General features: G+C 67.6%; 24 protein-coding genes. 10 read left to right on the forward strand and 14 right to left on the reverse strand.

Going from position 1 to position 26,471, the window contains the following annotated elements; translation table 11 throughout:
• The first annotated feature begins 8 nt into the window (after positions 1-8).
• The 3 genes from ACLF3M_RS10835 to ACLF3M_RS10845 all read left to right on the forward strand — a co-directional run bounded on the left by ACLF3M_RS10835 (position 9) and on the right by ACLF3M_RS10845 (position 2,672).
• Positions 9-428, forward strand: coding sequence for a hypothetical protein (locus ACLF3M_RS10835; RefSeq protein WP_430656932.1), 420 nt, complete (start codon positions 9-11; stop codon positions 426-428).
• 92 nt (positions 429-520) lie between these two features.
• On the forward strand, positions 521-1,507 hold the full coding sequence (locus tag ACLF3M_RS10840; RefSeq protein WP_430656933.1) for a hypothetical protein: 987 nt from the start codon (positions 521-523) through the stop codon (positions 1,505-1,507).
• A complete protein-coding gene (locus tag ACLF3M_RS10845; RefSeq protein WP_430656934.1) occupies positions 1,419-2,672 on the forward strand; it encodes a hypothetical protein in 1,254 nt (417 codons plus the stop codon). Before ACLF3M_RS10840 ends, ACLF3M_RS10845 begins: the two co-directional genes overlap by 89 nt.
• 13 nt (positions 2,673-2,685) lie before the next feature.
• On the opposite strand, the gene ACLF3M_RS10850 is transcribed toward ACLF3M_RS10845, so the two are convergent.
• From ACLF3M_RS10850 to ACLF3M_RS10870, 5 genes are read right to left on the reverse strand one after another with little or no spacing between them, the layout of a single operon-like run.
• Complete coding sequence (locus ACLF3M_RS10850) at positions 2,686-3,756, reverse strand: Gfo/Idh/MocA family protein (RefSeq protein WP_430656935.1); 1,071 nt, start codon at positions 3,754-3,756, stop codon at positions 2,686-2,688.
• Positions 3,756-4,757 carry a Gfo/Idh/MocA family protein gene (locus tag ACLF3M_RS10855; protein ID WP_430656936.1) on the reverse strand — a complete coding sequence of 334 codons (1,002 nt, stop codon included), beginning with the start codon at positions 4,755-4,757 and terminating at the stop codon, positions 3,756-3,758. The genes ACLF3M_RS10850 and ACLF3M_RS10855 overlap by 1 nt, the downstream gene beginning before the upstream one ends.
• Before the next feature lie 13 nt (positions 4,758-4,770).
• A complete protein-coding gene (locus ACLF3M_RS10860) occupies positions 4,771-5,619 on the reverse strand; it encodes a carbohydrate ABC transporter permease (RefSeq protein ID WP_430656937.1) in 849 nt (282 codons plus the stop codon).
• Positions 5,619-6,548, reverse strand: a complete 930-nt coding sequence (locus tag ACLF3M_RS10865) for a carbohydrate ABC transporter permease (RefSeq protein ID WP_430656938.1) — start codon at positions 6,546-6,548, stop codon at positions 5,619-5,621. The genes ACLF3M_RS10860 and ACLF3M_RS10865 overlap by 1 nt, the downstream gene beginning before the upstream one ends.
• Position 6,549: 1 nt before the next feature.
• On the reverse strand, positions 6,550-7,815 hold the full coding sequence (locus tag ACLF3M_RS10870; protein ID WP_430656939.1) for an ABC transporter substrate-binding protein: 1,266 nt from the start codon (positions 7,813-7,815) through the stop codon (positions 6,550-6,552).
• Positions 7,816-7,944: 129 nt separating this feature from the next.
• Here ACLF3M_RS10870 and ACLF3M_RS10875 point away from each other — a divergent pair, with 129 nt between their 5' ends.
• Complete coding sequence (locus ACLF3M_RS10875; protein WP_430656940.1) at positions 7,945-8,625, forward strand: hypothetical protein; 681 nt, start codon at positions 7,945-7,947, stop codon at positions 8,623-8,625.
• Here the strand turns inward: ACLF3M_RS10875 and ACLF3M_RS10880 are convergent.
• Entirely contained in the window at positions 8,591-10,222 is a 1,632-nt protein-coding gene (locus ACLF3M_RS10880; protein ID WP_430656941.1) for a GMC family oxidoreductase, read from the reverse strand. The genes ACLF3M_RS10875 and ACLF3M_RS10880 overlap by 35 nt on opposite strands.
• Positions 10,223-10,230: 8 nt before the next feature.
• Positions 10,231-11,016: an SDR family NAD(P)-dependent oxidoreductase gene (locus tag ACLF3M_RS10885; RefSeq protein WP_430656942.1), complete on the reverse strand. Its 786-nt coding sequence runs from the start codon at positions 11,014-11,016 to the stop codon at positions 10,231-10,233.
• 137 nt (positions 11,017-11,153) lie between these two features.
• Between ACLF3M_RS10885 and ACLF3M_RS10890 the strand changes: the two genes are divergently transcribed.
• The 5 genes from ACLF3M_RS10890 to gyrB are packed head-to-tail and all read left to right on the forward strand — an operon-like array spanning position 11,154 to position 16,265.
• Positions 11,154-11,885: a DUF1194 domain-containing protein gene (locus ACLF3M_RS10890; RefSeq protein ID WP_430656943.1), complete on the forward strand. Its 732-nt coding sequence runs from the start codon at positions 11,154-11,156 to the stop codon at positions 11,883-11,885.
• Positions 11,886-11,943: 58 nt separating this feature from the next.
• Positions 11,944-12,180, forward strand: coding sequence for a FitA-like ribbon-helix-helix domain-containing protein (locus ACLF3M_RS10895; RefSeq protein ID WP_430656944.1), 237 nt, complete (start codon positions 11,944-11,946; stop codon positions 12,178-12,180).
• Positions 12,181-12,183: 3 nt separating this feature from the next.
• Positions 12,184-12,588: a type II toxin-antitoxin system VapC family toxin gene (locus tag ACLF3M_RS10900; RefSeq protein ID WP_430656945.1), complete on the forward strand. Its 405-nt coding sequence runs from the start codon at positions 12,184-12,186 to the stop codon at positions 12,586-12,588.
• Positions 12,589-12,620: 32 nt separating this feature from the next.
• Entirely contained in the window at positions 12,621-13,760 is a 1,140-nt protein-coding gene (recF, locus tag ACLF3M_RS10905) for a DNA replication/repair protein RecF (RefSeq protein ID WP_430656988.1), read from the forward strand.
• Positions 13,761-13,811: 51 nt separating this feature from the next.
• Positions 13,812-16,265, forward strand: a complete 2,454-nt coding sequence (gyrB, locus tag ACLF3M_RS10910; RefSeq protein WP_430656946.1) for a DNA topoisomerase (ATP-hydrolyzing) subunit B — start codon at positions 13,812-13,814, stop codon at positions 16,263-16,265.
• A gap of 824 nt (positions 16,266-17,089) precedes the next feature.
• Here the strand turns inward: gyrB and ACLF3M_RS10915 are convergent.
• Together ACLF3M_RS10915 and ACLF3M_RS10920 are read right to left on the reverse strand one after the other, a co-directional pair.
• Positions 17,090-17,533, reverse strand: a complete 444-nt coding sequence (locus ACLF3M_RS10915; RefSeq protein WP_430656947.1) for a hypothetical protein — start codon at positions 17,531-17,533, stop codon at positions 17,090-17,092.
• A 395-nt stretch (positions 17,534-17,928) separates the two neighbouring features.
• Positions 17,929-18,701, reverse strand: a protein-coding gene (locus ACLF3M_RS10920; protein WP_430656948.1) for an IS5 family transposase whose coding sequence is annotated in 2 segments (ribosomal slippage) — positions 17,929-18,377 and positions 18,377-18,701 — 774 coding nt in all. Because the reading frame shifts where the segments join, the coding sequence is not laid out codon by codon here.
• 272 nt (positions 18,702-18,973) lie between these two features.
• On the opposite strand from ACLF3M_RS10920, the gene ACLF3M_RS10925 reads away from it, so the two are divergent.
• Positions 18,974-19,237, forward strand: coding sequence for a hypothetical protein (locus tag ACLF3M_RS10925; protein ID WP_430656949.1), 264 nt, complete (start codon positions 18,974-18,976; stop codon positions 19,235-19,237).
• A gap of 208 nt (positions 19,238-19,445) precedes the next feature.
• Here the strand turns inward: ACLF3M_RS10925 and ACLF3M_RS10930 are convergent, their stop codons facing one another.
• The 5 genes from ACLF3M_RS10930 to ACLF3M_RS10950 all read right to left on the reverse strand — a co-directional run bounded on the left by ACLF3M_RS10930 (position 19,446) and on the right by ACLF3M_RS10950 (position 26,389).
• Positions 19,446-20,000: a substrate-binding domain-containing protein gene (locus ACLF3M_RS10930; RefSeq protein WP_430656950.1), complete on the reverse strand. Its 555-nt coding sequence runs from the start codon at positions 19,998-20,000 to the stop codon at positions 19,446-19,448.
• 28 nt (positions 20,001-20,028) lie between these two features.
• Complete coding sequence (locus ACLF3M_RS10935; RefSeq protein WP_430656951.1) at positions 20,029-21,864, reverse strand: CpXC domain-containing protein; 1,836 nt, start codon at positions 21,862-21,864, stop codon at positions 20,029-20,031.
• A 252-nt stretch (positions 21,865-22,116) separates the two neighbouring features.
• A complete protein-coding gene (locus ACLF3M_RS10940; RefSeq protein WP_430656952.1) occupies positions 22,117-22,953 on the reverse strand; it encodes a hypothetical protein in 837 nt (278 codons plus the stop codon).
• Positions 22,954-23,699: 746 nt separating this feature from the next.
• Positions 23,700-24,728: a S1 family peptidase gene (locus tag ACLF3M_RS10945; RefSeq protein WP_430656953.1), complete on the reverse strand. Its 1,029-nt coding sequence runs from the start codon at positions 24,726-24,728 to the stop codon at positions 23,700-23,702.
• A complete protein-coding gene (locus ACLF3M_RS10950) occupies positions 24,725-26,389 on the reverse strand; it encodes a caspase family protein (protein WP_430656954.1) in 1,665 nt (554 codons plus the stop codon). Before ACLF3M_RS10950 ends, ACLF3M_RS10945 begins: the two co-directional genes overlap by 4 nt.
• Positions 26,390-26,471: the final 82 nt, after the last annotated feature.

A 26,471-nucleotide genomic window follows, 5' to 3' on the forward strand; every position in this document is an offset into this window, starting at 1 on the left:
TTGATGCCGTGCTCAGCAGCATCGGCACCTCGCGCGCCGAGCTCGCGGATGCGCGCGACGTCACGATCCCGCTGCCGCTGTTCCGCTTCCTGATGCAGATCGCGGTCGCGCATGCCGACTTCAACGAGGAAGGCTACCTCGCCGCCAATCCGGACGTGGCCGAGGCCGTGAAGGCCGGCACCGTGGACAGCGCGCGGCTGCACTATGTCGGCTTCGGCTTCTTCGAGGGCCGCCGCGGCGCGACGCCGGAGGTGGATGAGCGCTGGTACCTCAAGACCTATCCCGATGTCGGCTCAGCCGTGCGCGCCGGGCAGATCGGCTCCGCCGCCGAGCACTTCACCGTGGTCGGCGCCAGCGAGGGGCGCAGCCCGAGCATCCGCTACGCGCAGGATGCCGAGCAGTGGAAGAAGGCGCTGCGCGCGGCCTGACGCGCGCGGGGACTGCCGCCGGGCGTCGCCCCGGCGGCGCCACGCGGCGCCGGTGAAGCCGCCCGCACCGAACGACCACAGCGGAGCATCGCATGCCCATCCTGGACTGGGAGACCGGCGCAGCCGCGATCTCCGACCGCTTACGGGATCCCGCCACGCTGCGCATCTGCGTCAAGGTCCGGGACGAGCCGGCGCTGCTGAGGAGCTGGATCGAGCATCACGCGCCTATCGTGGGCGCGGGCAACCTGATCATCGCCGACAACGACTCGCAGATGCCGGAGGCACTGGAGATCTACGACACGATGGACAAGTCCATCGTCGCCTTCCGCTATCGTGGACCGCACAACGACATCCACGGCCATGGCCGCTTCGATCCCTTGTTCGAGACTCTGCGGAACTCGACGCGCTTCGTGCTCTTCGCCGATGTGGACGAGCGCCTGGTCCGCATCGGGACGGATGGCTGGAACGCCAATGCCGGCATCACGGAGCATGTCGCATCCCGCCGCGCTGACCGCATCGTCTTCGTGCCCTGGCTGGTCAACTGCCTCGGCGCGATGCATGCCTTCAGCATCCCCTGCGACGCGGCCAACGGCGTCAAGGCTCACGAGATGCGCATGGGCAAGCCGATCCTGCCCGGCCGCTTCGTCGGCCGGCACAGCTTCATTCACAACTTCCAGTATGGCGACTTCGCCTGCGGCAACGAAACCATCAATGATCTCTTCCTGCTGCACCTCACGCAATTCCCCGAGCAGCGGATCCGCGCCAACATGAAGAAGCTTGTCAGCCGCGGCGTGATCGGGCCGGAGGTGGACGTCGCAGACCTGCTCCGCATGCATTTCGCCGCGCTGCCCGACCAGAGCTTCATGCCCCTGGTAAACGAGATCCGGTGGATGGCGGAACACCAGTGGAAGATCGGCCGCGGCCTTATCTCGCCCGGCCCTCACATCCACCCCAACGCCCTCCTCCTTTTCCCCGGCGGCCGCCTGGACTATGTCGGCGCCGAGGCGCGCGACAACTTCGCCCGGTTCCGACAGGAAGCGGTGGCGCGGCCCCACGACGTCTTCGACGCGGCCGCCTAAGCCGGTGCACGCCGACCGCCGGCGTCCCGGTCGGCGTGCCCTCCTTCGGTGGGCGGCCGCGACCTGGCTCGCACCGCGCACCACGCTGTCCGCGGAGGACGCTGCCGATGTCACGCTCGTCGGCGCCATCCGCTGGGATGCCTGGCAGACGCCGGGATCGACGCCGAACGACGCCGTCGCGCGTGCCCTGTCGCCGCCGCAGTACCGACATCGGCTGCCCTTCTTCGCCAGGCTGCGCGACGATGGCAGCGCCGAGGTCGACGGCGGTACGCAGGCGGTGATGGATCGCGAGATCGAACTCGCGCGTCGCGCCGGCCTGAACTTCTGGGCGTTCGTCAGTTATCCCCGCGAAAACCCAATGTCAGCCGGGCTGGAACTCTATCTCGCCTCCTCGCAGCGGGAAACGCTGCGCTTCTGCTTGATCTCCGGCCTCATCGACTGGGGGGTGCCGTCAAGCTTTCCGAACGCGCATCTCCGCTGGCAGATCGAACTGCTCTCCCATCCCGCCTACCTGCGCATCGGCGGCCGCCCGTTGCTGTTCCTCGGCCTCATGCCCGATCGGCTGATGGCGGAGCGTTGGGGCGGGGCGGACCGCCTGCGCGCCGCCGTCGCCCACTTTCGCGAGCTGGCTGTGGCCAGCGGCGCTGGCGATCCCTTCATCGTCCTGCTCGGCAGGCCGGACCGGCGGCCGGATCCTGGCCCCGCGATGCGGGCCGGGCTGGGCGCGGATGCGCTCGGCGCCTATGCGATCTTCGACGCGGTCTCGCAGGGCTCCTTCGACGAGCTGCGCAGCGAGGCCGAACGCCAATGGGACCGCTATGCCGGGACGGGGGCACCAGTCGTTCCGACCGTCATGTCGGGCTGGGATCGCCGGCCGCGCATCGAGAACCCGATGCCCTGGGAGGCTTGGCAGCGGCCGGGGGCGGGGATGGATCGGTACTACGCGTCGCCGACGGCCGAGCAACTCGCTGCCCATCTTGCGCGGGCGCTCGACTGGGTTGAGCGAAACCCGGCGGCACAGCCGGCGCGTGCAATCGTCGTCTATGCCTGGAACGAGAACGACGAAGGCGGATGGCTGGTCCCGACGCTGCCTTTCGACGATTCCAGGATCGCGGCCTTCCGCCGCCTGCTCTGCGCGCCTGCCAGGCCAGTCGCGTGTCCCTGACGCCGATGGCGCCTCAGCGTCCGGAAAGCGCCCAGCCCGCGTAGAGCGGATGCTCCGCGCCGAGCGGCAGGCGCACGGCGGTTCCGCTCGCCGCGGAGTGGTAGAGCGCGGTCAGCAGCTCGAGCGACGCCCGCGCATCCTCCCACGTGACCGGCGGCTTCGCGCCGGCAGCGAGGGCGGCGTGGAATTCCCCGAACTGGTTGGCGAAGCGGAGCTCGTCAATCGGGCGGTAGCTCGCCATCGAGGCATCGAGCTGCGCGGCGATTTCCTCGTCGCGCGGCGTGAAGCTCCAGGGGTCGTTGCCCGGCGCATAGGGCTCAAGGCCGGACTCGGCCGTGAGGTCCTGGAAGACGAAGCGCAGGCGGCTCATGTCCTTCGCGGCGCCGAGCGTGACGGAGGAGGTCGCGAGCGCACCGGAGGCCATGCGGAAGACGATGGCGGCGCAATCCTCGACCTCGATCGCGTTGATGCGCGTCGCGGTGCGGGCGAAGACCTCGGCGTAGTCGCCGGCCACGAGCCGCAGCATGTCATGCGCATGAATGGCGTGGGTGGTGAGACACCCGCCGAGCTCGGTCGCGAACCTGCCCCGCCAGGGCACGGAGTAGTAGGCGGCGCCGCGGTTCCAATGCGTCTCGATCGTCGCGGCGTGCAGCGGACCCGTCACGCCGCTGTCCTGGAGGTGCCTCAGGCGCCGGATTCCATTGCCCCAGCGATACTGGAAGACCGGCATCAGCACGCCCTTGGCGGCGCGCGCGGCCGCACCCAGCGCGTCGCAATCCGCCAGGCTGCCGACCAGCGGCTTCTCCACGATGACGTGATGGCCGGCTGCGAGGGCGCGTTCCGCGAGGGCGCGGTGGGAGGAGGGCGGCGTGCAGATGTCCACGATGTCGATGTCGTCGCGGCCGATCACGGCGGCGATGTCGTCCGGCGTCTCCGGCACGCCGCGCGCGGCGGCCTCGGCACGGCGGCCGGCATCGAGGTCAACGACGGCCTGGACATTGAACTGATCGGGCAGGGACGCGAAGCCATCGAGGTGCATCTTGCCGATGCCGAACCCCACGATCGCGACGTTCAGGCGCTTCATCAGCCGGCGTCCGCCATCGCCTGCGCCTTCAACGCGAGCTCGGTCGCGGCGAAGGCATGGGCCTGCGTCATCGCAGTCTCCGTGCGGTCGCGCAGGTCGGCCATGAAGCGCGCGCCGAAGGGCGGGACGTAGCCCGCGGCGTCGATGTGACGGACCTGCTTGCCGTCGAAGAGGAAGAGGTGGTCACCGCCGGGCCGGCCGGCGATATCGACGTATTTGCGCAGCTCGATCGTGCCCTCGGTGCCGAGGAGGAAGATGCGGCCGTCGCCCCAGGTCGGCAGCCCCTCCGGCGTGAACCAGTCCACGCGGATGTAGCCCGTGGCATGCGGCGTGCGGACCAGCGCCTCGCCGAAATCCTGCAGCTCAGGAAATTGCGGGTGGTTGGTGTTGCGCACGGTGGCCGCGACGACCTCGGCGGTGGTGGATCCCGTGAAGGTCAGGAACTGGTCGAACTGATGCGCCGCGATGTCCACCAGGATCCCGCCCGATCGCGCGCGCCGGAAGAACCAGTCGGGCCGGCCGGCCGGGCGCATGCGGTGGGGGCCGAGGCCCACGGTGTTGATGACGCGGCCGATGGCGCCGGATGCGACCAGCGCCTCGGCCTTCGCGGTGCAGGGCTGGGAGACGCGCTCGCTGAAATGGATGATGTAGCGACGGCCGGTCTCGGCATGCGCGGCGCGCAGCGCGTCCAGCTGCTCGAAGCTGACGACGCCGGGCTTGTCGGCCAGCACATCCTTGCCGTGGCGCATTGCGGCGATCCCGATCTCGCAGCGGTCGGCGTTGATGGCGGAGGTAAGGACGCAGGCGATGGACGCGTCCTCCAGGATCGTGCGGCGATCGGCGACGCGCTTCGCGCCAGGGAACTTCGCGGCGTAGCGCGACGCGATCGCCTCGTCGGTCTCGTGGAAGGCCGTCAGCTCCGCGCCGGCCGCGAGAAGCTGCTCGGTCATGCCGTAGATGTGGTCGTGGTTCAGCCCGATGGCCGCGATGCGCGTCGCCACGTCTGTCGTCCTTTCAGCCCTTGAGGCCCTGTGTCGCGATGCCGTGGATGATCAGCCGCTGGCCAAACAGGAAGACCAGGAAGACCGGCACGAGCGACAGCGTGGACATCGCAAAGAGCGGCCCCCATTCGGACCTGCCGGAGCTGTCCACGAAGGCACGCAGCGCCAGCGGCACGGTGTAGTTCGCCTGGTCGTTCAGGTAGATCAGCGGCCCGAAGAAATCGTCCCAGGTCCAGATGAAGGAGAAGATCGCGGCGGTGGCCAGCACCGGCCGCGACAGCGGCAGGATCACCATGAGATACAGGCGGAAGGGGCCGCAGCCGTCGATCGTCGCGGCCTCGTCCAGCTCCCGCGGGATGCCGCGGAAGAACTGCACCATCAGGAAGATGAAGAAGGCGTCGGCGGCGAGGAACTTCGGCACCACCAGCGGCAGGAAGGTGTTCACCCAGCCCAGGTTCTGGAACAGCACGTATTGCGGCACCAGGGTGACGTGATAGGGCAGCATCAGCGTGCCCAGCATCAGCGTGAACCACAGTCGCTTCAGCGGGAATTCGAGCCGTGCGAAGGCGAAGGCAGCGAGAGAGCAGGCCACCACGTTGCCCAGCACCGCGAGCGAGGAGACGATCGCGGAATTCAGGAAGAACCGGCCGAAGGGAAGCTGCAGGCCGGTCCAGCCCTCGACATAGGCGCGGGGCGAGAGGTCGGTCGGCCAGGGCCGCAGATCGGAGAAGATCTCGGCTTCCGGCTTGAAGCTCGATGCGATCATCCAGACCACGGGATAGAGCATCGCGCAGCACACCGTGATCAGCACGCCATGCCAGGCGAAGGCCGTCCAGCCCTTGTGACCGCCGGCGCCGACCATCAGCGCTTGTCCTCGTAATGCACCCAGTAGCGGGACGTCAGGAAGGCCGCGGCGGTGAAGGTGCCGATGATGACGACCAGCACCCAGGCCAGCGCACTCGCATAGCCCATGCGGAAATAGCCGAAGCCTTCCTGGTAGAGATAGAGCGTGTAGAACAGCGTGGAGTCCACCGGCCCGCCGGTCCCGCCGGAGATGATGAAGGCCGGGGTGAAGGCCTTGAAGGCGTCGATGGTCTGCAGGATCAGGTTGAAGAAGATCACGGGGGCCAGCAGCGGCAGCGTCACCCGGCGGAACTGCGTCCAGGGGCCGGCGCCGTCGATGGACGCGGCCTCGTAGAGCTCGGTCGGGATCTGCCGGAGACCCGCGAGGAAGATCACCATGGGCGACCCGAACTGCCAGACCCGCAGCACGACCAGCGTCTCCAGCGCGTAGCTCGGGTTGGAGATCCAGCTGGGACCATCGATGCCGAACAGGTCGTAGAGCGCGGTGTTGATCAGCCCGTCATAGCCGAAGATCTGCTTCCACAGCACCGCGATCGCAACGCTGCCGCCGAGCAGCGATGGCAGGTAGAGCACGGAGCGGTAGAACGACAGCCCGCGCAGCCCCTTGTCCAGCAGCATCGCTAAGGCGAGGGCAAAGGCGAGTTTCAGCGGCACCGACAGCACGACGTAGCGGATGGTGACCCAGAGCGCGTTCCAGAAGCGCGGGTCGTCGCCGAACATGCGCTGGTAGTTCGCGAGCCCCACCCAGCGCGGCGCCTGCAGCAGGTCGAAGCTGGTGAAGGAGAGATAGAGCGACGCCGCCATCGGCCCCGCCGTCAGCGCGAAGAAGCCGATCAGCCAGGGCGCCAGGAAGACATAGCCCGCACCCCATGCCTTGCGGCGCCGGCGCACCGCCACAGGCGACACGCCGGGCGTGTCGCGCGGCATCTCAGGCGCGGTTCAGGACGCGCGCGGATTCGTTGATGAATTCCTCGGCGGCCTGTGGCACGCGAAGCTGGTTGAACGCCACGCGCTCGTTCGTGCGGCGGAGAAGCTGCGCGATCTCGCCGGCGCCGGAGGGCGGCGGCGGCGGGATCTGGCCGACGACGCTGCCGATATTGGCGATATAGGCGATCTGGATGCGGTCGCCTTCCGGCACCGTCGCGGCAAGCCTCTCCCGCTGCTTCGCCGAGGGGGGCACACCGCGCTCGACGCCAAGCGTCTCGGCGGCTTCCGGCGATTCCGACAGGAAGTCGATCAGCCTCGCAGCCTCGCGCGCATTGGCCGTCGTCGCGCTCATCGAGAGCAGCATGGAAGGCTTGTAGTATTGGCCCGGCCGCTCGCCTCGGGGGTAGGCGGTCATGCCGAGCTTGTTCTGCATCAGCCCCTGATGGGCGATCAGCAGGTTGGAATGGGTGAAGGCCATTGCCGCCTTGCCCGTGACGATCATGCTCGTCTCCGGCGACTCGCGGTCGAGCGCGGTGACGTCGCCCGGCGGCGCGGCGTTGGCGCGGCGCAGCTTGTCCCAGAAGTCGAACCACTCCGCGGCGTCGTCACGGTTCATGCCGAGCTTGCCGTCCTCGGTGTAGAGCGGCCGGCCGCGGCCGCGCACGAAGACCTCCAGAGCGGGCTCCATCATGCCGCCATCCATCGAGCCGAAGAAGCCGCGGCGGCGTGATTCGCGCGCCACCTGCGTCGCGATCTCCGCGAACTGCGCCCAGCTCGTGCCGACCTTGGGCGGTTCGATCCGCAGCCGCTCGAACACCGTGCTGTCGTAAAGCATGGCGGTGGAGTTGATGCCCATCGCGACACCGAAGACGCGGCCATCCACCTTGCCGAGGTCGATGTTCGCCTGGCCGAAATCCTGGATGTTCAGCGGCTCCGGCATGAACTCGTCGAGCGGCTTCAACGCGCGGCGGCGGGCGTATTCGAAGATGTAGCGGTAGTCCATCTGCAGCACGTCGGGCGCGTTGCCGCCGGCGACCTGGGTGGCGAGCCGCGTCCAGTAGTCGCCCCAGCCCACGGTTTCGCTATCGACCTGCGCACCTGGGTTGGCGCGCTGCCAGGCATCGAGCGCCGCGCGGGTGCGGCGGGCGCGGTCGGCGCCCCCCCACCAGGTCATGCGCATCCGCGCGGCCTGCTGGGCGCCGACGGCGCCGGCGAAGGGAAGCGCGGCGGCGGCACCCAGCAGCGCGCGGCGGGACATCGGCAGCATGGACTTCCTCCCTCGCGGGTTCGGTGCAACCGCCCGCGTATCGTCCGCGTCACGCTAGCCGGGCCGGGCGGGGCGGCGCAACGGCCTCACGCTGGACGGAGCCGGGGGCTGCGGCGCAGGCTGGCCGGAATGACCTTCCTCGCGCTCTGGAACGACCTCCGCCGCGGGCGGGAGGCCGAATACGAAGCCTGGCATACGCGCGAGCACGTGCCGGAACGGGTGGCCGCGCCCGGATTTCGATCGGGCCGGCGCTATCGCCGCGACGACCATCCCGCGCATCGCTGGTTCACGCTGTACGAGGTGGACGGGCTGGAGGCCTTCGACACGCCAGAATACCACGACCTGCTGGCGAATCCGACGCCGTGGTCGGCCTCGATGAGGCCGGACTTCCGGAACTTCCTGCGCGTGCCCTGCGTGACGACAGGCGCGGAGGGCTTCGGCATCGGTGCGGCGCTGGCCGTGCTGCGGCTGAAGGAGGAGGCGGCAGTGCCGGCACTGGCCGACGGCGTGGTGCGCGCGCGACTCGGGCGGCGCGCCGTGGCGTCGGATTTCCGCGCCGGCGCGGGCGGATCGGGCGCCGACGACGACTTCGCGGCGGTGCTGCTGATCGAGACGCTGGACCGCGCGACGGCGGAGCGCGCCTTCGCCGAGGCCGCGGCGCGCTTCGCGCCAGGCGCGGCGCCGCTCGATCTCGGCGGGGTCTACGACCTGCTCTTCGTCTTCCCCGGCGCGGATGCCGATGAGCGCACGACCCACCGGCGCCCGCACTGGCCGATCACGCCGCGGCCGCCATCTCCTTCCCGCGGATGAAGTCGGACGCCTTCTCCGCGATCATCAGCGTCGTGGCATAGGTGTTCGCCGACGGCATGCTCGGCATCACCGACGCGTCCACGATCCGCAGCGCCTCCATCCCATGCACCAGCAGCCGGTCGTTCACGACGGTGCTGGGATCGGTGTCGGGGCCCATGCGGCAGGTGCCGATGAGGTGATAGGTCGTGCTGCCGTTCCGCTTCGCGAAATCCAGCAGTTCGTCATCGGTCTGCGCCTGCGGGCCGGGCAGCGTCTCGCGTTCCAGGAAGGGCGAGAGCTCCGTCGTGTTCAGCAGCCGGCGGATCAGGCGCATGCCGCCGAGATGGATGCGGACGTCCATGGGGTCCGACAGGTAGTTCGGGTTGATCTCCGGGTCCTCGAAGACATCGGTGCTGCGCGCGCGCACCCAGCCCGTGGATTCCGGCCGGTGCTGCCAGGCGCCGGCCGTGACGCCGGGATAGTCGTCCAGGATGTAGACCTTGCCCTCAGCGTAGGAGCCCGGGGTAAAGACGCATTGCAGGTCGGGCTGGTCCAGCCCCTCGAAGCTTTTCCAGAAGACATGCACATGCGACGGCGTGGTCGCGAGGATGCTCGGCCGGCGCAACGCCCAGCGCGCGATCTGCCCGCCGAGGCGCAGCCCGCGCGACAGCTCGTTCAGCGTGGCCACGCCAGGCTTCGCGCGCATCACGAAGCGGGAAGCGTAGTGGTCGCGGAAATTCGATCCGACGCCGCGGATCTCGTGCACCACAGGGACGCCGAGCGACTGCAGGAGGTCGGCGGGCCCGACGCCCGAGACCTGCATCAGCCGCGCCGTGTTGACCGTGCCGGCGGAGAGGATCACCTCGCGCCGGGCCCGCACCTCCTGCGGCGGCGCGTTACGGTCCGCGAGGTAGCGGATGCCGACGGCGCGCCTGCCCTCGAACAGGATGCGGCTGGCCCGCGCGTTGGTGCGGACCTCGAGGTTCTTCCGCTGCATCGCCGGCCGCAGGAAGGCGACGGCGGCGGAGATGCGGCGGCCGTTGCGGATGGTGCGCTGGTAGTAGCCGACGCCGGTCTGGTCGCCGCTGTTGTAGTCCTTCGCGCGCGGGATGCCGGCGGCGATGCAGCCCTTGATGAAGGCCTCGCTGACCGGGTGGAACCAGTCCATGTCGGTGACGGGGATCGAGCCCTCCGTCGTGCCGCGCGTGTCGCCGGCGACGCCGATCCGGTTCTCGCTGCGCTTGTAGTAGGGCAGGCAATCCGCATAGCCCCAGCCCCGGTTGCCGCGCTGCGCCCAGGCATCGAGGTCGGTGGGCTGGCCGCGGTTGTAGATCATGCCGTTGACGGAAGACCCGCCGCCGAGCGTGCGCCCCTGCGTCGTCGCGATGCGGCGCCCGCCCGTCATCGGGATGGCCTCGGTCCTAAACTGCCAGGTGACGGCGGGGTCGGCGAGCGTCTTCACGAAGCCCGCGGGGACGTGGATCCAGGGATTGCGGTCGGGCGGGCCGGCTTCCAGCACGCAGACCGTGACGCCGGGGTCCTCGGTCAGGCGGTTGGCCAGGACGGACCCGGCGGCGCCGGATCCCACGATGACGTAGTCGAAAGTGTCGCTGCTCATGGTCCCCGTCACATGTTGCGCCGCGCCGCGCGGAGCGTGGGCAGGCCGATGCCCGTCGCCTCGAAGCCGCCATCCACGGCGACGACCTGGCCGGTGATGTAGCTCGCGCGGTCGCCGCAGAGGAAGACGATGGTCTCGGCGAGTTCCGTCTCCAGCCCGTAGCGGTTCAGCGGGATGGTGTCGTGGTAGTCCCTGCGGATCTCCGGCGTGTGCACGGCCTTCGCCATGGCGGTGTCCACGGGCCCGGGTGCGACGGCGTTCACGCGGATGTTCAGCGCGCCGAGCTCGACCGCCTGCTGCTTGGTCAGGTGCGCGAGCGCCGCCTTCGACGTGCCATAGGCGGCCCGCAGCGTGGAGGCCCGCAGACCCGAGATCGAGGTGATGTTGACGATCGCGCCGCCGCCGCCCTCCGCCATGATCGGCGCAGCGGCGAGGGTCGCCAGGAACGGCCCGGTCAGGTTCACCGCGAGCACGCGGTTCCATTCCTCCGGCGTCGTCTCCAGCAGCGGCTTGAACACCGCGATGCCCGCATTGTTCACCAGCGCATCGAGCCGGCCAAAATGCCCGCCCGCGCGGCGCACGGCCGCGGTGACCGCCGACGCGTCGGAGACGTCGCAGTGCAGGGCGAGCGTCCGGTCGGGCGCGGCGAGCTCTGCCATCGCATGGCCCAGCAGTTCGCCATCGATGTCGAGCAGCGCGACACGCCAGCCCTCGGCGAGGAAGCGGCGCGTGGTGGCCAGGCCGATGCCGCGCCCGGCGCCGGTGACGAGAGCGACCCTGGAATCCTCGGCCATGATCTTCCCTCCGCCGGCCCTCCCCCGGCATCGTCCCACGCCGCGCCGCCGCCGCCCAGGGTGGCGCGAAGAAACCGCGACGCCGCGCGCGGGTTTGCACCTTCCGACAGGGACCTGGCTCGCTGGAGAAGATGGGCATGCGACGACGGACCCTGTTCGGCGCGGGATGCGGGCTGCTGCTCGCTGGCCGGGCCTGGACGCAAACGGCCACCGAGGTGGACCTGCTGCTGGTGCTGGCGGCGGACGTCTCGCAATCCATGCAGGACCGCGACCTGCGGCTGCAGCGGCGCGGCTATGCCGAGGCGCTGCGCGACGCCGAGGTGCAGGGCGCCATCGCCTCCGGCGCCAATGCCGCGATCGGGCTGCTCTACATGGAATGGTCGGGGGTGGAGGACCAGCGCGTGCTGCTGCCCTGGACCCGGATCGGCGATGCCGAGGCGGCGGAGGGCTTCGCCTCGGGCCTGCTGGAGGCGCCGATCCGCAGCGGGACCTGGACCTCGATCTCGGGCGCACTGGCCGCGGCGCGACGGCAGATGGCGGCCGCGCCCTTCACGGCGCCGCGCCGCGTGGTCGATGTGTCCGGCGACGGGGAGAACAACGCGGGCACGCCGGTCGAGGAGGAGCGCGACGCCGCGGTCGCCGAGGGCATCGTGATAAATGGCCTGCCGATTCTGCGCTTCGACGCCCGACGATCGGGTGCGGCGCCGAACGGCGAGACCGCGCTGGAGGAGCATTACCGCCGCATGGTCACGGGCGGCCCGGGCGCCTTCACGGTGCGCGCGCAGGGCCTCGAGAATTTCAGCGAGGCAATCCGGCGCAAGCTGATCATGGAGATAGCCGGCCTGTCGCCAAGCGCCAGCGACGCTTGACGTTCCGGCTTCGTTCGCCTACCTCGCTATCATTGATAGCAGGTCGGTGCGACGGGCCATGGCCCAGCTTCTGGTGCGCAACGTGGACGAGGAGACGGTGGCCTGGCTGAAGGCCCGCGCCGCCGCGAACGGGCGCTCGGTTGAGGCCGAGCACCGCGAGATCCTGCGCGCCGCTCGCCAGTCGAGCGCGCCATCAGACTTCTGGGAGCGCGCGGCGCGCCTGCGCGCGCAGACGGCCGGCCGCCGCACGACGCCGTCCGAGGAGCTGCTCCGCGAAGCCCGTGACGAGCGCTGATCGGTGGCTTTCGTCGTGGATGCGAGCGTCGTGGTAAAATGGGTGCTGGACGAGCCTGACAGCGAAGCGGCCGTCGCCGTGGGCCAGCAGCGCCTGCTGGCGCCGGACCTCCTCGATACGGAATGCGCCAGCGTGCTGTGGAAGGCGGCGCGGCGCGGCGAGCTCACGCCGGCGGAAGCCGAGGAGCGTCTCGCGATCATCGCGGAAGCCGATGTGGAAAGGCTGCCTTCGGCGGTCCTGCTCGCCGGCGCCATGCGGCACGCTCTGCAGCTCGGCCATCCCGTTTACGACTGCCTCTACATCGAAGCCGCCGCCCGGCTTGGCCTCCCGCTCGTGACAGCGGACCGCCGCCTGGGGCGCCTGGCGCCGCCGGGGGTGCAGGTGATCGGCCTGGACGACCTGCCCTGACCCAGCCCCCTCCCCCGCTGCGCCTTGCGCGCCTGCGGCTGACCGATTTCCGCTCCTACCCGACCTTCGAGGCCCGCTTCGCCGGCCGCATCGTCGCGATCGCCGGCGAGAACGGCGTCGGCAAGACCAACCTGCTGGAGGCGATCAGCCTGCTCGGTCCCGGCCGCGGCCTGCGCGGCGCGCGCGCCGGTGAGATCGGCCGGCGCGCGGGCGGGGAAGCTCGCCCCTGGGCCGCCTGGGGCCGCTTCGAGGGACCGCAGGGCACTGCCGACGTCGCCACCGGCACGGTGGGCGAGGACGGACCCGACGCCAGGCGCAAATGGCGGCTGGACAACGAAGCCCTGCGCTCGTCGGCCGAACTTGCCGACCGCGCGGCGGCCGTCTGGCTGACCCCGCAGATGGACCGGCTGTTCCAGGAGGGCGCGTCGGGCCGGCGCCGCTTCCTCGACCGCCTGGTCTGGGCGCTGGAGCCCGGTCACGCGCGGGAGGTCGCGGCGCATGAGACCGCGATGTCCGGCCGCAACCGCCTGCTGGCCGAGGGCAGGCGCGACGCCCGCTGGCTCGCCGCGCTGGAGGATGCGATGGCCCGCCATGCCGTCGCCGCCGCTGCGGCCCGGCGGGCGCTGGTGCTGCGGCTGAACGCGCTGCTGGAGGCCGGCACCGCAACAGGCGCCTTCCCGGCGGCCAGGTTGGGCCTGCTCGACCCCATCGCCGCGGCACTCGACGAGACCCCCGCCTTGGCCGTGGAGGACAAGGTGCGCGACGACCTGGCCGCCAGCCGCGGCCGCGATGCCGCCGCCGGCGGGGCCGCGATCGGCGCGCACAAGGCCGACCTGGCGCTGACCCACCTGCCGAAGGACCTGCCGGCGGATCTGTGCTCGACGGGGGAGCAGAAGGCGTTGCTGGTCTCCGTCGTGCTGGCCCATGCGACGCTGATCGGCGCCGTGCGCGGCTTCGCCCCGCTGCTGCTGCTGGACGAGGTCGCGGCGCATCTGGACCAGGCAAGGCGGGAAGCCCTGTACGAGGCGCTGTCGAATCTGCCGGCACAGGTGTTCCTGACCGGCACCGAAGCGGATATCTTCGCTCCCCTCCGCGGCACGGCGGAGGGCTTCCGGGCCACGCCCGGCGAGCTCGTTCCGGACCCGGATTTCCCCGTGCCGAATCCGCCCTGAATCCCTATATGTTCAGGGTCCAGCCGATCGCCTGAAGGAGCCACCGCCGGCATGTCCGACGCCGCCGCGCGCGCCACGCCTCCCAACCCGCCGACCGAGGGTTCCGAGTCCTACGACAGCGCCTCCATCACCGTGCTTCGCGGGCTCGAGGCCGTGCGCAAGCGGCCTGGCATGTACATCGGCGATACCGATGACGGCTCCGGCCTGCACCACATGGCCTTCGAGATCATCGACAACGCCGTGGACGAGGCGCAGGCGGGCTACGCCTCGCGCTGCGCGGTGCTGCTGAACGGCGACGGATCGGTCACGGTGACCGATGACGGGCGCGGCATCCCCGTGGACATCCACCCCGAGGAAGGCGTCTCCGCGGCCGAGGTCGTGCTGACCCGTCTGCATGCCGGCGGCAAGTTCAACCAGAATTCCTACAAGGTCTCGGGCGGCCTGCACGGCGTGGGCGCGGCCGTCGTCAATGCGCTCTCCGAATGGATGGAAGTCCGCATCTGGCGTGACGGGACCGAGCACTTCATCCGCTTCGAGCACGGCGAGACCGTGCAGCCGCTGAAGATCGTCGGGCCCTCCGACCACGCCAATGGCACCGAGGTCACCTTCAAGCCCTCCGACAAGACCTTCACCAGGACCGAGTACGACTTCGCGGTGCTGGAACGCCGGCTGCGCGAGCTCGCCTTCCTCAACAGCGGCCTGGCGATCGAGCTGCGCGACGAGCGCCATGCCGACGTGAAGGAGACGAAGTTCCGCTTCGACGGCGGGCTGGTCGCCTTCGTGGAATGGCTCGACCGCAGCAAGCAGCCGATCTTCAAGCCGCCGATCTCTGTCGTCAGCAAGGAGACCGAGGGCATCCGCGTCGAGCTCGCGATGTGGTGGAACGACAGCCCGCACGAGGTCGCGCTGTGCTTCACCAACAACATCCCCCAGCGCGACGGCGGCACCCACCAGGCCGGCTTCCGCCAGGCCCTGACGCGCGTCGTCGCGAAATACGCCGACGACCTCGCGAAGAAGGAGAAGGTGGAGCTCGTCGGCGACGACATGCGCGAAGGCCTGACGGCCGTGCTGTCGGTGAAGGTGCCGGACCCCAAGTTCTCCTCGCAGACCAAGGACAAGCTCGTCAGCTCCGAGGTGCAGCCGGTCGTGCACATGGCCGTCGCCGACGCGCTGTCCCACTGGTTTGAAACGCACCCCAGGGAAGCCAAGCAGGTCCTGGAGCAGGTCGTCCTCGCTGCCGCGGCGCGCAAGGCGGCCCAGCTCGCGCGCGAGAAGGTCGGGCGGAAGAACGCGCTCGATATCTCGACGCTGCCCGGCAAGCTCGCGGACTGCCAGGAGAAGGACCCCGCGAAGTCCGAGATTTTCATCGTCGAGGGCGACAGCGCGGGCGGCTCCGCCAAGCAGGGGCGCGACCGGCGCTTCCAGGCGATCCTGCCGCTCAAGGGCAAGATCCTCAACGTCGAACGCGCGCGCATGGACAAGATGCTGTCCAGCGCGGAGGTCGGCACGCTGATCACCGCGCTCGGCACCGGCATCGGCCCGGGCCCGTCCGAAAAGGGCGGCTTCGACCCCGCCAAGCTGCGCTACCACCGCATCGTCATCATGACGGACGCCGACGTGGACGGCAGCCATATCCGCACGCTGCTGCTGACCTTCTTCTTCCGCCAGATGCACGAGCTGATCGCGCGCGGGCATCTCTTCATCGCGCAGCCGCCGCTCTATCGCGCCAAGCGCGGCAACGAGGAACGCTACCTCAAGGACGATCGCGCTCTCGAGGACTACCTGCTGGAGAAGGCGCTGGCGAACGGGCATCTGCGCTTCGCCGACGACCGCGTGCTGCGCGGCGACGAGCTGCGCGCGCATGTCGAGATGCTGCGCCAGGTGCAGGCGCGCATCCGCCGCCTGGCAGCCCAGGTGCCCGCGAACATCGTCGAGCAGGCCGCCGTCGCCGGCGCGCTGACGCTCGACGCCGACCGCGCGCTGCCCGCCGCGGCCGTGCTGGCGCAGCGCCTGGACGCGCTGGCGCCGGAGAACGAGCGGGGCTGGAAGGCGACGGCGGATGGGAACGGCGTATCGCTCTATCGCGTCGTGCGCGGCGTGACGGAGCGCCACGCGCTCGACGCCGCCGCGCTGAAATCGGCGGAAGCGCGCTGGCTGGATGAGCGGCGCGAGGGCTTCGCGCGCGACTTCGCCGGTGGCCCGGCGATCATGGGCTTCGACGCGTCGGAATCCGCGCAGCACGGCCCGCTGATGGTCTGGGACCGCATCATCGCGCAGGGCCGCCGCGGCCTGACGATCCAGCGCTTCAAGGGCCTGGGCGAGATGAACCCCGACCAGCTCTGGAAGACGACGCTCGACCCCGAGAACCGCACGCTGCTGCGCGTGCGGGTCGAGGACACCGAGGATGCGGAGCAGGTCTTCTCCACCCTGATGGGCGACGTGGTCGAACCGCGTCGCGACTTCATCGTGGAGAACGCGCTGAAGGTGGCGAACCTCGACGTCTGAGGGCGTCTCTCTGAGTTGCCAGTGGACTTGTCACTGTGCCAGCGACTTGTCCCTAGCCGCTCAACGCCAACTCTTGGTTTTCATCAACAATTCAGGCCCGGCCTGCGGGAACCGCTTCACCGCGGTCGAATGGCTTGGGGCCGACGTGCAGTGACAACTTGTCTGTCCAAGGATTCCTGAAGGATCACTTGGGGGTACCATCGCCACGGCTGGACGCCTTAGTCGGTGCTCGGCAAGGCTCCGGTTGGTAGCCGATGGACAGGTTTGCTGATCGCCGTCTTGGGAGAGATGTACTCCTCACACGCGGTCATAGCCCGTACCGGGATTGAGTGGCTCCGCCGGATCAAACAGCACTCGTGCCGATTGGCTTCCGGGTGCTCCGCGGCGGCATTGAACTCATCAGAGCTGCGCTGGCTTGTTGCGTACGGGACAATCAGTTGCGCCGCCGCTGCTAGTAGTGGCCGCCTGCTGGAAGAGCGACATGAATACCACTCATGATGACGAGCTCCTCCAGCTTGGTAGGACGGCCATTGAGCTTGCCGCCGAACGCGCCGGGATAGGCCCGCTTGGCGCCAGTCAGGCTCTAACGCGAAAGCAGGTAGGCCAGATCATGGCCCAGCTGCGGACAATGGGCAGTACGCCAGGATCGCACCTGACGAACGGATCGAGCCGGGCCGCTTTCTCCGCACGTCAGTAGAAGCGCGAAGGCAGCCCCGGAGCACTGACGGTCGACCTCAGAACCTTTGTTGCTGCGCACGCGAGGTACGGCGCCCCTGGCATGAGGGACGAGGCAACCAATCAACTTCTCATGGCGAGGTCCAGCATCAGGTTTCCCCCGCCCGGTTGGCCGCCCGCCTCCTCGTCGGGGCGGTGAACCGCCAAGCGACCCGCCTCTCGCCGGACTCGTCGGCGACCAGCCCCTCGGCTTCGCCTGCGCAGAGGCGCGCCAACGCAAGGCCGAACAGCCTGCAGGTCTCGGCTGTCCGACGTGGAGCCTCGGCCGCCGCGTCCTGCAAGGCGACCTCAACAGTCAGGCGCGTCAGGCGCCCGGGAGGCGGCCGCACGGTCTCCGGCACCGCGTAGTGAGCGAGCAGCAGGCGCAGGAGCTTCACCGCATCCTCGTCCGGCAACTCGACGTCGTACACGCCGCCGTGCCACCGCAAGACGCGGCCGTTGTGATCGCGACCCTGCGGCTGCACGCCGACCTCGACGCGCTGGCCCGTGGTCGTCGTCAACTGCGTGTGGGCCAGCCGCAGGTCAGGCGGCATTGCCGTCGCTGCCGCCAGGCGCAGGTGCGCCCCGCAGGGCGGGCGGGGGGACTACCGAGGCCAGGCCAGCCAGCACGCGCGCGGGTGGCGGCTCAGGGTCGCGGACCGGCGCCGCCAGGACGCCTACGAGGCGACCGGCGACTTCGCGGACCAGGGTCGCAGGCCACGCCGGATGCCGCGCGCGTACCTCACCGATCGCCGCTTCCAGTGAATGGGCTGTATCGGCGCCATCCCGCCGGAGAACATCGTCCCCGGTAGACTGGGCAGCCTGATGGCCAGGATCGGGCATCTCGGGTGTCATGCCTGCAGCATGCCCGAATGCGAACAAAAAGGGAACTGCTTCAACTGGCCGGAGGGCCACCGGTGGGCTTCAGCGCTGGGCAGCCTAGGGCCCGTTAGCGCCTGAGCCAATCGAGAGCGGCGGCGAGGCAGAGTACACCGAGGAAGGAAGCGGCGGTCTTCTCGTAGCGGGTGGCGATGGCGCGCCATTCCTTGAGCCGGGCCCAGAGGCGTTCGACGCGATTGCGGTTGTTGTAGATCGCCTCTGGGCAGGCGACGAGCGCCTCGTCGCGTCGCGTAGGGATGGCAGGCCGCGCGCCGAGGTCCCAGACGTGCTGTCGAAAGGCATGGCTGCTGTAGCCGCGGTCGGCGACGACCCAGACTGGCACGCCGGGTAGGCGGGCGAGCAGCGGCACGGCGTGGGGCAGTTCGTGCGCCTGACCTGGCGCGAGGGCGAAGGCGATGGCCCGTCCCGCGCTGTCGGCGATCACGCTGGCCTTGGTGCCATAGCCGCCACGAGAGCGGCCAAGCGCCTCACCAGGAGTTCGCTGCGCCAAGTCGGCGTCTTTTTGGTCGCCCCGGCCGCCTTCTGGTGGGCGCGGATAGACGTGCCGTCGAGGAAGGCCATGCCGAGCTGGACGCCACGCTCCTGCGCCATGGCGAGCAGGCGCTCCCAGACACCAAGGCGAGACCAGCGAATGAAGGTCTGCGCAGCCATCCACCAGGGCCCGTATTCCTCGGGCAGCGAGCGCCACTTCGCCCCATTGGCGTGCCGCCAGAAGATCGCTGAGATCGTCCGCCGAAGATTGCGTGGCGGCACCTTCGCATGCGGCCGACAGGCCTCGACCAGCGGCTCCAGCATCGCCCACTCCGCGTCCGTCAGCGCCATCGCTGCCCCCCCCGCAAAGGCAGCCAAACGCCAACCACCTTCAAGCGTTCAGGCGCTAACAGGCACTAGGCCTGCCTAATGCGAATGCATTGAGACATCACTCCGTCAAAGTAAGGGGTCTGACACCGGCCGAATGTTTGGCCCCGCGCGATGCGTGGCGCCTGAGGCTTCCAAGTTGAAAGGCATTCAAGTCGCCTTTGCTCTGCGTGCGATGGCTGACGGCATTCAAAACGATCATTCTCCGACCGCCAACTCGGAGAGGCCGCCTCGAAATGCTGACGATGCTCATTGCAGTTGCCAGGGCCCTCCTGGGTATCGGCACAATCGCAACCGTTGCGATCTGCATGGGCGTCGGCGGCGTGGCAGCTCAAGAGGCGCGCATCGATGTCTCGTTCGGTGCGGTACTTGGCGCACTTATCGGCCTGGTGCTGGCCAGCATCACGTTTGGCATCGCCGCCGCAATATTCGACATCCAACGGCGGACCCGACGAATGCTGGAAATCGCAGAGCGCAACGCGCGCCAGCCTCAGTATTAGGCGGTCCGCCGACCCACCAAGAACGCACTCGGCTTCGTAGCTCTTCAGGGTCCACCGCGAGCGCATCGGCGCAATCAGATCACTGAAATCGTTCGATGCCTCTGGCGCGGAGGGGTGCGTCGTTCTCCGGACTCGCGAGAAAGCCGATGAGCTCCAGGCCGCCTTCGATGTTGTCCGCCGAGGTGCTGAGCGCGACCGCGAAGTCGACCTAGCTTTGCAGTCCGACACGGAACATCCCGGCAAGCTCCGCGCCCGACGCGGCTGCCATGATCGTCGTCACAGGAACCACACCGAGCTCGGCCTCGCCCCTGGCAACGACCTGACCTGTCTCGCCACCGCCGACCGACCTCAGCTTAGGGGCGACATCCTCCAGGATGCCGAGGCGTGCCAGCAGAGCGGTGAAGTGCGCGCCACTCGATCCCTCGCCCGCGTAGGCGACGGATTGCGCGCCCAGCAGCGCGCGCCGGAATGCCTCCACAGTGCCGAGCTCCGGCTTCCGTGCGCCTGCCCGGACTGCGACGCCCAACCCTGCCCGACCCAGTAACCGCTGGCTGCCAGCGACGACTTTCCCTGCCCGGATCAGGTCATCGACCATGTCGGCGTTGATCACCACCACATCGAACTGCTCGCCGCCTTTGACACGCGTCCGGACGGCAGGATTCAGGTCGAAAGCCGCGACCGCCACACGGCCGGTCTGTCGCTCGAATGCGGGAAGCAGTTCGAGCACGGCTGCCCTGACCGCGACGGCGCTGAGCACCTTCACGCCTGTAGAATTTCGTTCAGGAAGAGCTTCACTGGCGACCAGGCTTACGGCGGCGGGGGCGGACGATTGTCTCGTGCGGTTCGGGTGGACGCAGTGGTGCAGGCATCGGAGCTCCGATCTGGGGCGCGCCGATTTCACTGTCGAACCACTGCGCCACATCGTTGGGAATCGCACCACGCTGAGGGTCGTCTAGATCGTAATAAAGTGCGTAGAGTTCGGCGAAGAACTCGAAATGCGACATCGCCGCGTAATTGCTCGGCATGCGCTCTATAAGGTCCAGTGTGTCCGTGTCGACGGCGATGAGCGTGGCATACCAGTAATTCAGGAAGAAGGCCTTGCCGCCAAATCGATACCACGTCCGGACGTTCTGGTACCAATAGGCCCCAGTCTTTTGGTACGCCAGCCGCGGCCCGAACTCCGGCCCGTTCCAAGGGTGCCCGGAAGGCAGCGATGGCGTTCCGGCCGGTTCCCAGCGCTGGCCACTGCCCAGCGCGAGCCCCAACGCCGCACGTACTTCCGCGCGCTGGCTCATTGGCATGTTGCCCCAGCCGCCCATAAGGCTGACCCAAGCGTCAACCCCGGCGTTCGTCCGTTCGAAGGTTTGCCATCCGAACTTGCTGGCTAGCCATGGATTCACGCGCGCTTTGTTCTGCTCGTGCACCGCGTGGCCCACCTCGTGACGGACTACGTCTTCGAAGCGCTCGCGCGTCTGCAGTTCCGCGGAGCCAATGCTGATTATGCTGGCGGTGGGGTCGTAGAGCCCGCCATCAGCACCCACATCAAGCCTGATTTCTTGTATGCGCGTGTTGCCTTCGACGTTCGAGTCCGGCAGGTCTTTAAGCAGCGTCCAAAGGGTGGCCAGATCCTGAGGCGCCGCCGCCACGGTCCAGTCGTCCTCAAGAGCGAAGCCGAAGCGGAGTTCGAAGAGGTTATCCTCAAGCCTCTGATCGTTGTGCGCCTGAGCGTAGTCGAACAGCACCTTCACGTCTTGCTTTGCCCAGCTGGGTAAGTGCTGGCCGCGCGGTAGCCCCTGCAGCATTGCCATGAACTCTGTCGAGTTTGTATCGATGGTCTCATCGGCAGTTGCGCTGATGCTATAGCGGCGAAGCAGATCAAGGGCGCTCGGCTGCGGCGACCATCGCCACAGGTTCACCCAGTGGTCGCTTGCGCCAAAGACGTCGGCGGTGCCGTGAGCCTTGCGCGACCATGCGCGAAGTGCGCTTGCGCCCGGCCCGCGTGCAGCTTTAGGCACTGCATCCACGCCACCGGCGTGCAGAGACGCATCTTTGGTCATGAGCGGCTCGGCGATCCTTCGCGGGAGGCCGAGTGCGAACTGACCCGGGCTGTGCTCGTAGGCTGCCCGGAAATGCAACTCTGTGTCGTCCACTGCCATGAGTGTGAGCCGAAGTCGTGCCCTTCGCAGGAGTACCGGATGGTCCGCGACCAATAGCACTTTCAGCAGTTCAACTTCGCGATCATCCAGGCCGTGGTCTTGAGCAACAAGCTTCTCTCGTAGTTCGTCGAGGCCATATAGAACGCGAAGCGAGAGACTGCGGGTAGCAACGATTGCCTCCGGCATGAAAGAGGCGGCCCGGTCCAGTTCCTTCGAGTCGGCTTTCCACCGATGCCGCTCGCCGTGCGGCAGGATCTTGAACAGAGCACGACGGCCAAGATCTGTGTAGTAGAATGGCTTCTCGATTGTCAGCTTAGTCCCGCAGGCGACGCAGGCCGTGCGGTGCAACTCGCCGCTTAGAACCTGGTCACGAATTTGCGGTGCGCGATCGACATTTACGCTGTCAGCGAGAAGCACATTGACAGGTGTACCGCAGGCGCAGCGAACAACATGTGGATGGAAAACTGCCATAAGCTGACCCCTTTCTGTTGCGATTTCGAACCTTTTTCAGCTGCAGCGGTCATAGTGCGCATCAGGCGGCGCGAGCCACTGCGTTGACAGTGCGCTAGGTCGTCACTACCGACGCCTCTTCGGCGGGCAGCGGCCAGCCCCTCCGCGGGATTCTTGTTCTGGCCGGAAGGGGTGCCGGTTCGATTGATGCGGGGTTGTAACGCGGACTAATTAGATGACCGCAGCGTCGTTCGTCCTGACTGTCGCGATACGTTAGGGACTGGCGCCGACGGCCGGTGTCGCTGCCAAACGGGCCGTCGCCTCCCTCAGAGCGAGTTCCGCTTCTATGTTGGCACGTTCGGCGTTCTTGAGCGTCGTATCGGCGTCGAGGAGTCTGCGCCTGCGCTCATTGGCGTCGTCGGGTGACGTCGCCAGGGCCCTTTGCGCCGTCTGGAGCTCCTGTGTCGCCAAAAGTACGTCGCGCTGGGCGCGGAGCCGAGCAGCGCGTTGCTCCAGGCCGAAGTTGCGGGCACTAGCGGCATCCTGGACGGCACCCGGTCCCATCGCGGCTATGCGTGCGGCGGTTGAGCTGGCGCGCTCCGCCCGGCTTGCAAGCTCTCCGTAGCTTGCTTCCAGTAGGGTTCCGTCTTCAGAAAACTTCGCAGAAAGCGCGTTCTGCTGAAACGCCCTGTTCGTGAAAGGCAACACCATGAGCTGCCCCATCTGGGGCACCGGGCCAGCAGATTGGCGTCGCCGCCGACCGGCAACATTCGCCTCAAGAATACCATTGACCGGCGAGCGATAGCGTATCCCGAGGTCTGGCGAGGAAGTCGCCTGGTCGGTGGCCGGATTAGACGCCTGGTTATCCGTGTCCCGAAGGAGCGTAAGATCGACATCAAAAGCTTCAGACGACAGCTTTGATCCCCACTGAATGAGAACATCCGCGGGAGGGGCCACATTCTGGATCGTTCCGCTAAACACCCCACCGTTCGGCGGCCAGAGGAAGGGCCTTGAAGAATTGGTGACCTTTTCCAGAGCGAACACATGCGCCGCACTCGCTCGCTCCTGGGCAATTCTCGCGTCGGCGAGGGCTCGTGCCGCAGCGATCAACGCTCGCTGAGTTGACCCGTCGGCCCTGGCCCCAACGAGTGCGGCGGCATCTCGGACAGCCGTCCAACGGCTAGTCGCTTCTTCCAGCCGCACAGCAGCGGCGTTGAGGGCCGCATCCGAACGTTCTACTTCTCGAAGACCCCTTATGGCCTCGCTAGTGCACGTACCCAGTTCATCGTCAGTTCCGCGGTCCGTCCGTCGCATCGACCTGCCTAGTGGCGGCGACGGCACCCCCCCGGCAGCCCGGGCGATAGTGATTCCGATCTGCAGGGCTGCGGTAGCCGTGTTGACGAGAACGGCCTCGGTCCGGTCGTCCGACGCCGCGCCGACAGAACTCAGCATTCCGTTCGGGTGCCACTCGATCGAGAGGTTGGACGTTTTGAAGGCATTCGACAGGCTTGTGTGGTCGATGACGTACCGTTGTGCGGGATCGGGCCGGAACCGAGGGGTAGCACTAACGGTCGTGTCGATTTGCGGCCCGGTCGAGCAATCGCTGAGGCGATGAATCAACACGATCTCATATTGGACGAATGGAAGACTGTACTCCCAACCCGTCCTGGGACGCGTCGGATCGCCGAGCGCCGCTGGTAACTGATTGACCTCCAGGGTCGTGCTACACGCGGCAAGTAGACCGCAAACCGCCACCGTCGCCCAGGCATCGCGAACCGTACGCAGCTTTGGACGCGCTACAGAAGCTACAGTTGGCGCCGTGCGAGAGTCGGGTCGTGTGGGATGGAGGAGACCGCTCATCGCATGTTTTCCGCGATCCAGCGTTCGAACGAGGTCACCTGTGTATAGATGCCGTATTTCCAGGCGCGGCCGCATCCTTCACCCCAGCTCACGACACCGACCAGTCGGCGTTCAGATCCGACCGCAATGGTCAGCGGTCCGCCGCTATCGCCCTGACAGGAGTCCCTACCGCCCCTGTTCGATCCTGCGCAAAGCATGCCGGGGGAAATCCGTCCTCTGTAGCTCCTGTTGTCGTTACAAGTGGCGAGCGAGACGAACGGCACCGTCACAGTGCGTAGGTTCCAGACCGTGTCTCCACCCTCTGCCGTTGCGCCCCATCCGGTAGTGCGCAGCTGGGTTGAAGCGTCTTCGTTCTGCCCCTCCTGGAGAAGTGCTGCCTCGTTCGCGGTACTGACCAGTTGAATAGGCGTCCCGGGAGCGGCGCGCTCAAGCAGCAGGAGGGCCACGTCATTGCCGAGCGGAGCGGATACGTATGACGCATGACGCACGATCCGGCTAACGCGGAGGCGCTGTCCGCCGGACCTGATATTATCGGTGCCCGCGAGAACCTCGACATCGGCCGTCGTGGTATCTCGATCGACGCAGTGCGCAGCAGTAAGAACCCATGTTTGCGCGATGAGGCTGCCGCCGCAGAACGGGACATTTCTCGTCTCGCTTGCAACAAGCAGTGCCACCTGCCATGGGTTAGCACCTGAGGGAGCAACCTCGCCCCCGATAATCTTTCCACTGCCCTGTCCAGCAGGCCGGATCTGTCCGTTAACGACGGGAGGCAGGTCGCGTGTGGCGCGAAGAGAGTTCCAGAAAGGCTCTGATCCGCGTGCTGGCAGGAGCGGCACATCGGTAAAGCGGCGCAGCGCCTCAAGTGCGTCGACCTGCTCGCTGCGCAAACGTTCCTGGGCCTGCTGCGCCTTCGCGAGTGGAGCGATCAGTAGGAGGCCTGCGGCAAACAGAGCGGCGCAAAACGTTTGCGAAGGGCGTTGGCGAACGGATCGCGCACTGCTGTGGCTCGGTGAAACGTACGTCATCGTCGCGTGATCTCCTCGATGCTCAGAGTGATTTCGGAAGCGGAGCCTGGCTCCTCCGGGAGATCGACCTGAATCCTCGTCTGGGGCATTCCAGCGTCGAGAGCGAGCTTCTGCAGTGAGAGTGCTCGGGCGAACGCCAGTTGTCGTTCGACCCGAAGATTGCCGCCGGGAGCAGGGGGGGCGACGATGCGAACCTGCTGGCTGGGCGATCGCCTCGTCTGCTCCAAGAGAGGGCGGACCAGGACTACTCCCTCGACGGGCACCTCAATGCCCTCGCGCGGAAACCGCACAGTGGTAGAAGCGACATTCGTCCTCGAACGCTCCGTGACCCGAACGCCCTCAACGAAGCCGTTCCGCCCATCCGGCAATCGGACCCGCGCCCAGCCGGTCGTCCCGGCCTGAGGCAGCCCTGTCACATCAAGCGGCGTCACAGGAGCGACCTCGGCGACTACGGGCGAGCGGCGGTCCATGTCCGCGAAGACGGAGGTGAGTTGGTTCGGCAGAGCCTCTAGAATTCGCACGCTTGCCGGAGTCCGTGGATTGACGCCCCCCCGCTGGAAAGCTGCAACGGAAGCTTCCTGGCCTGAGACGATGTCCTGGATTCGGCTACGCGAGAGCGCACCTTCGAGTTCGATAACCCTGGTCGCCTCCGCGAGGGCGCCCGAGTTTACGGCCGGACCGGGCACTGCCGCATTCTGCGCGAGCCAGGCTCGTGCATCTGGTACATGCTTACCACCTGGCCAGTTGCGGATGAACTTTAGGACGCTGGATCGGCTCGGCGCTTGCACAAGGCTGCCCCAGACCGCCTCTTCGAGAGCGATCGCTTTCGCTCCCGGGTTCAAGTAGACCGCTCCCAGAAGCGACGTTGATTCCCAAGGCTGCTGTACCTGTCCCGTGTCGTCGAGGACGTCTGCCCGCACGATGCGGAACAGGTCGCCGATCTCAGTGTCGGCTGCTGGAATGGCTCGTAGGAGGTGGTGCGTATAGATGCTGTTCCGCAAGTTGCTGTTGCCAGTCCATGCGACGTCTCCCCGCTTCGTCGCGTAAGCGATGAGCGTCGCCGGTGGCGCGTTCGTCCCATACAATCCGCGCTGCTGACTGGACCCCTTTGTATCGCCGTTGCGAGAGATTATGGCGGTCGCGCGGCATGCATCCAGCACCATCAATACTGTGGCGGGCTGCTTTGCGCCGATTGTCTCCATGATCCACCGAACCATGACATTGTCCCGCTCCAAGCGGGCGGCATTGTCAAATCGGCTGTCTACGGGAACGAGGTAATCGTCGTTGTCGTGCTGAAAGCCGTGCCCCGAAAAATAGAATACGACGACATCATCTTGGCGCACACGATCCGATAGGTCGATGACAGCACTGGTGAAGTCGTGCCCCTTCAAATCAGTCTGAATATCAACGTTGAATCGCAAGTCGCCGAATGCCGCGCCCATGTCCTGTGCGTCGACGGGCGACTTTGGCAGTTTGTCCAGCCGCTGGTCACCGTATTCGCCGTTCCCGATACCGAGAAACCATCGTCTGACGGCGGTGTCCGCAGCGCCGCTGCTTGACACCACCGCGCGCGACAGATCCTGCGCACCAGTCACGTGGGCGCCGACCAAAGTCGCAACCGTACCGCATAGCGCGGCACGCCGGGTTAGGACCGCACGCATCTATTACTGCGCCCCCCAACAAGGTCGTCCATTTCGTATCCGGCTTGGATATGATGCACAGTGGCAATTACGATGCAACTGT

Source organism: Falsiroseomonas sp. HW251, from assembly GCF_050563545.1.
Taxonomy (GTDB): domain Bacteria; phylum Pseudomonadota; class Alphaproteobacteria; order Acetobacterales; family Acetobacteraceae; genus Falsiroseomonas.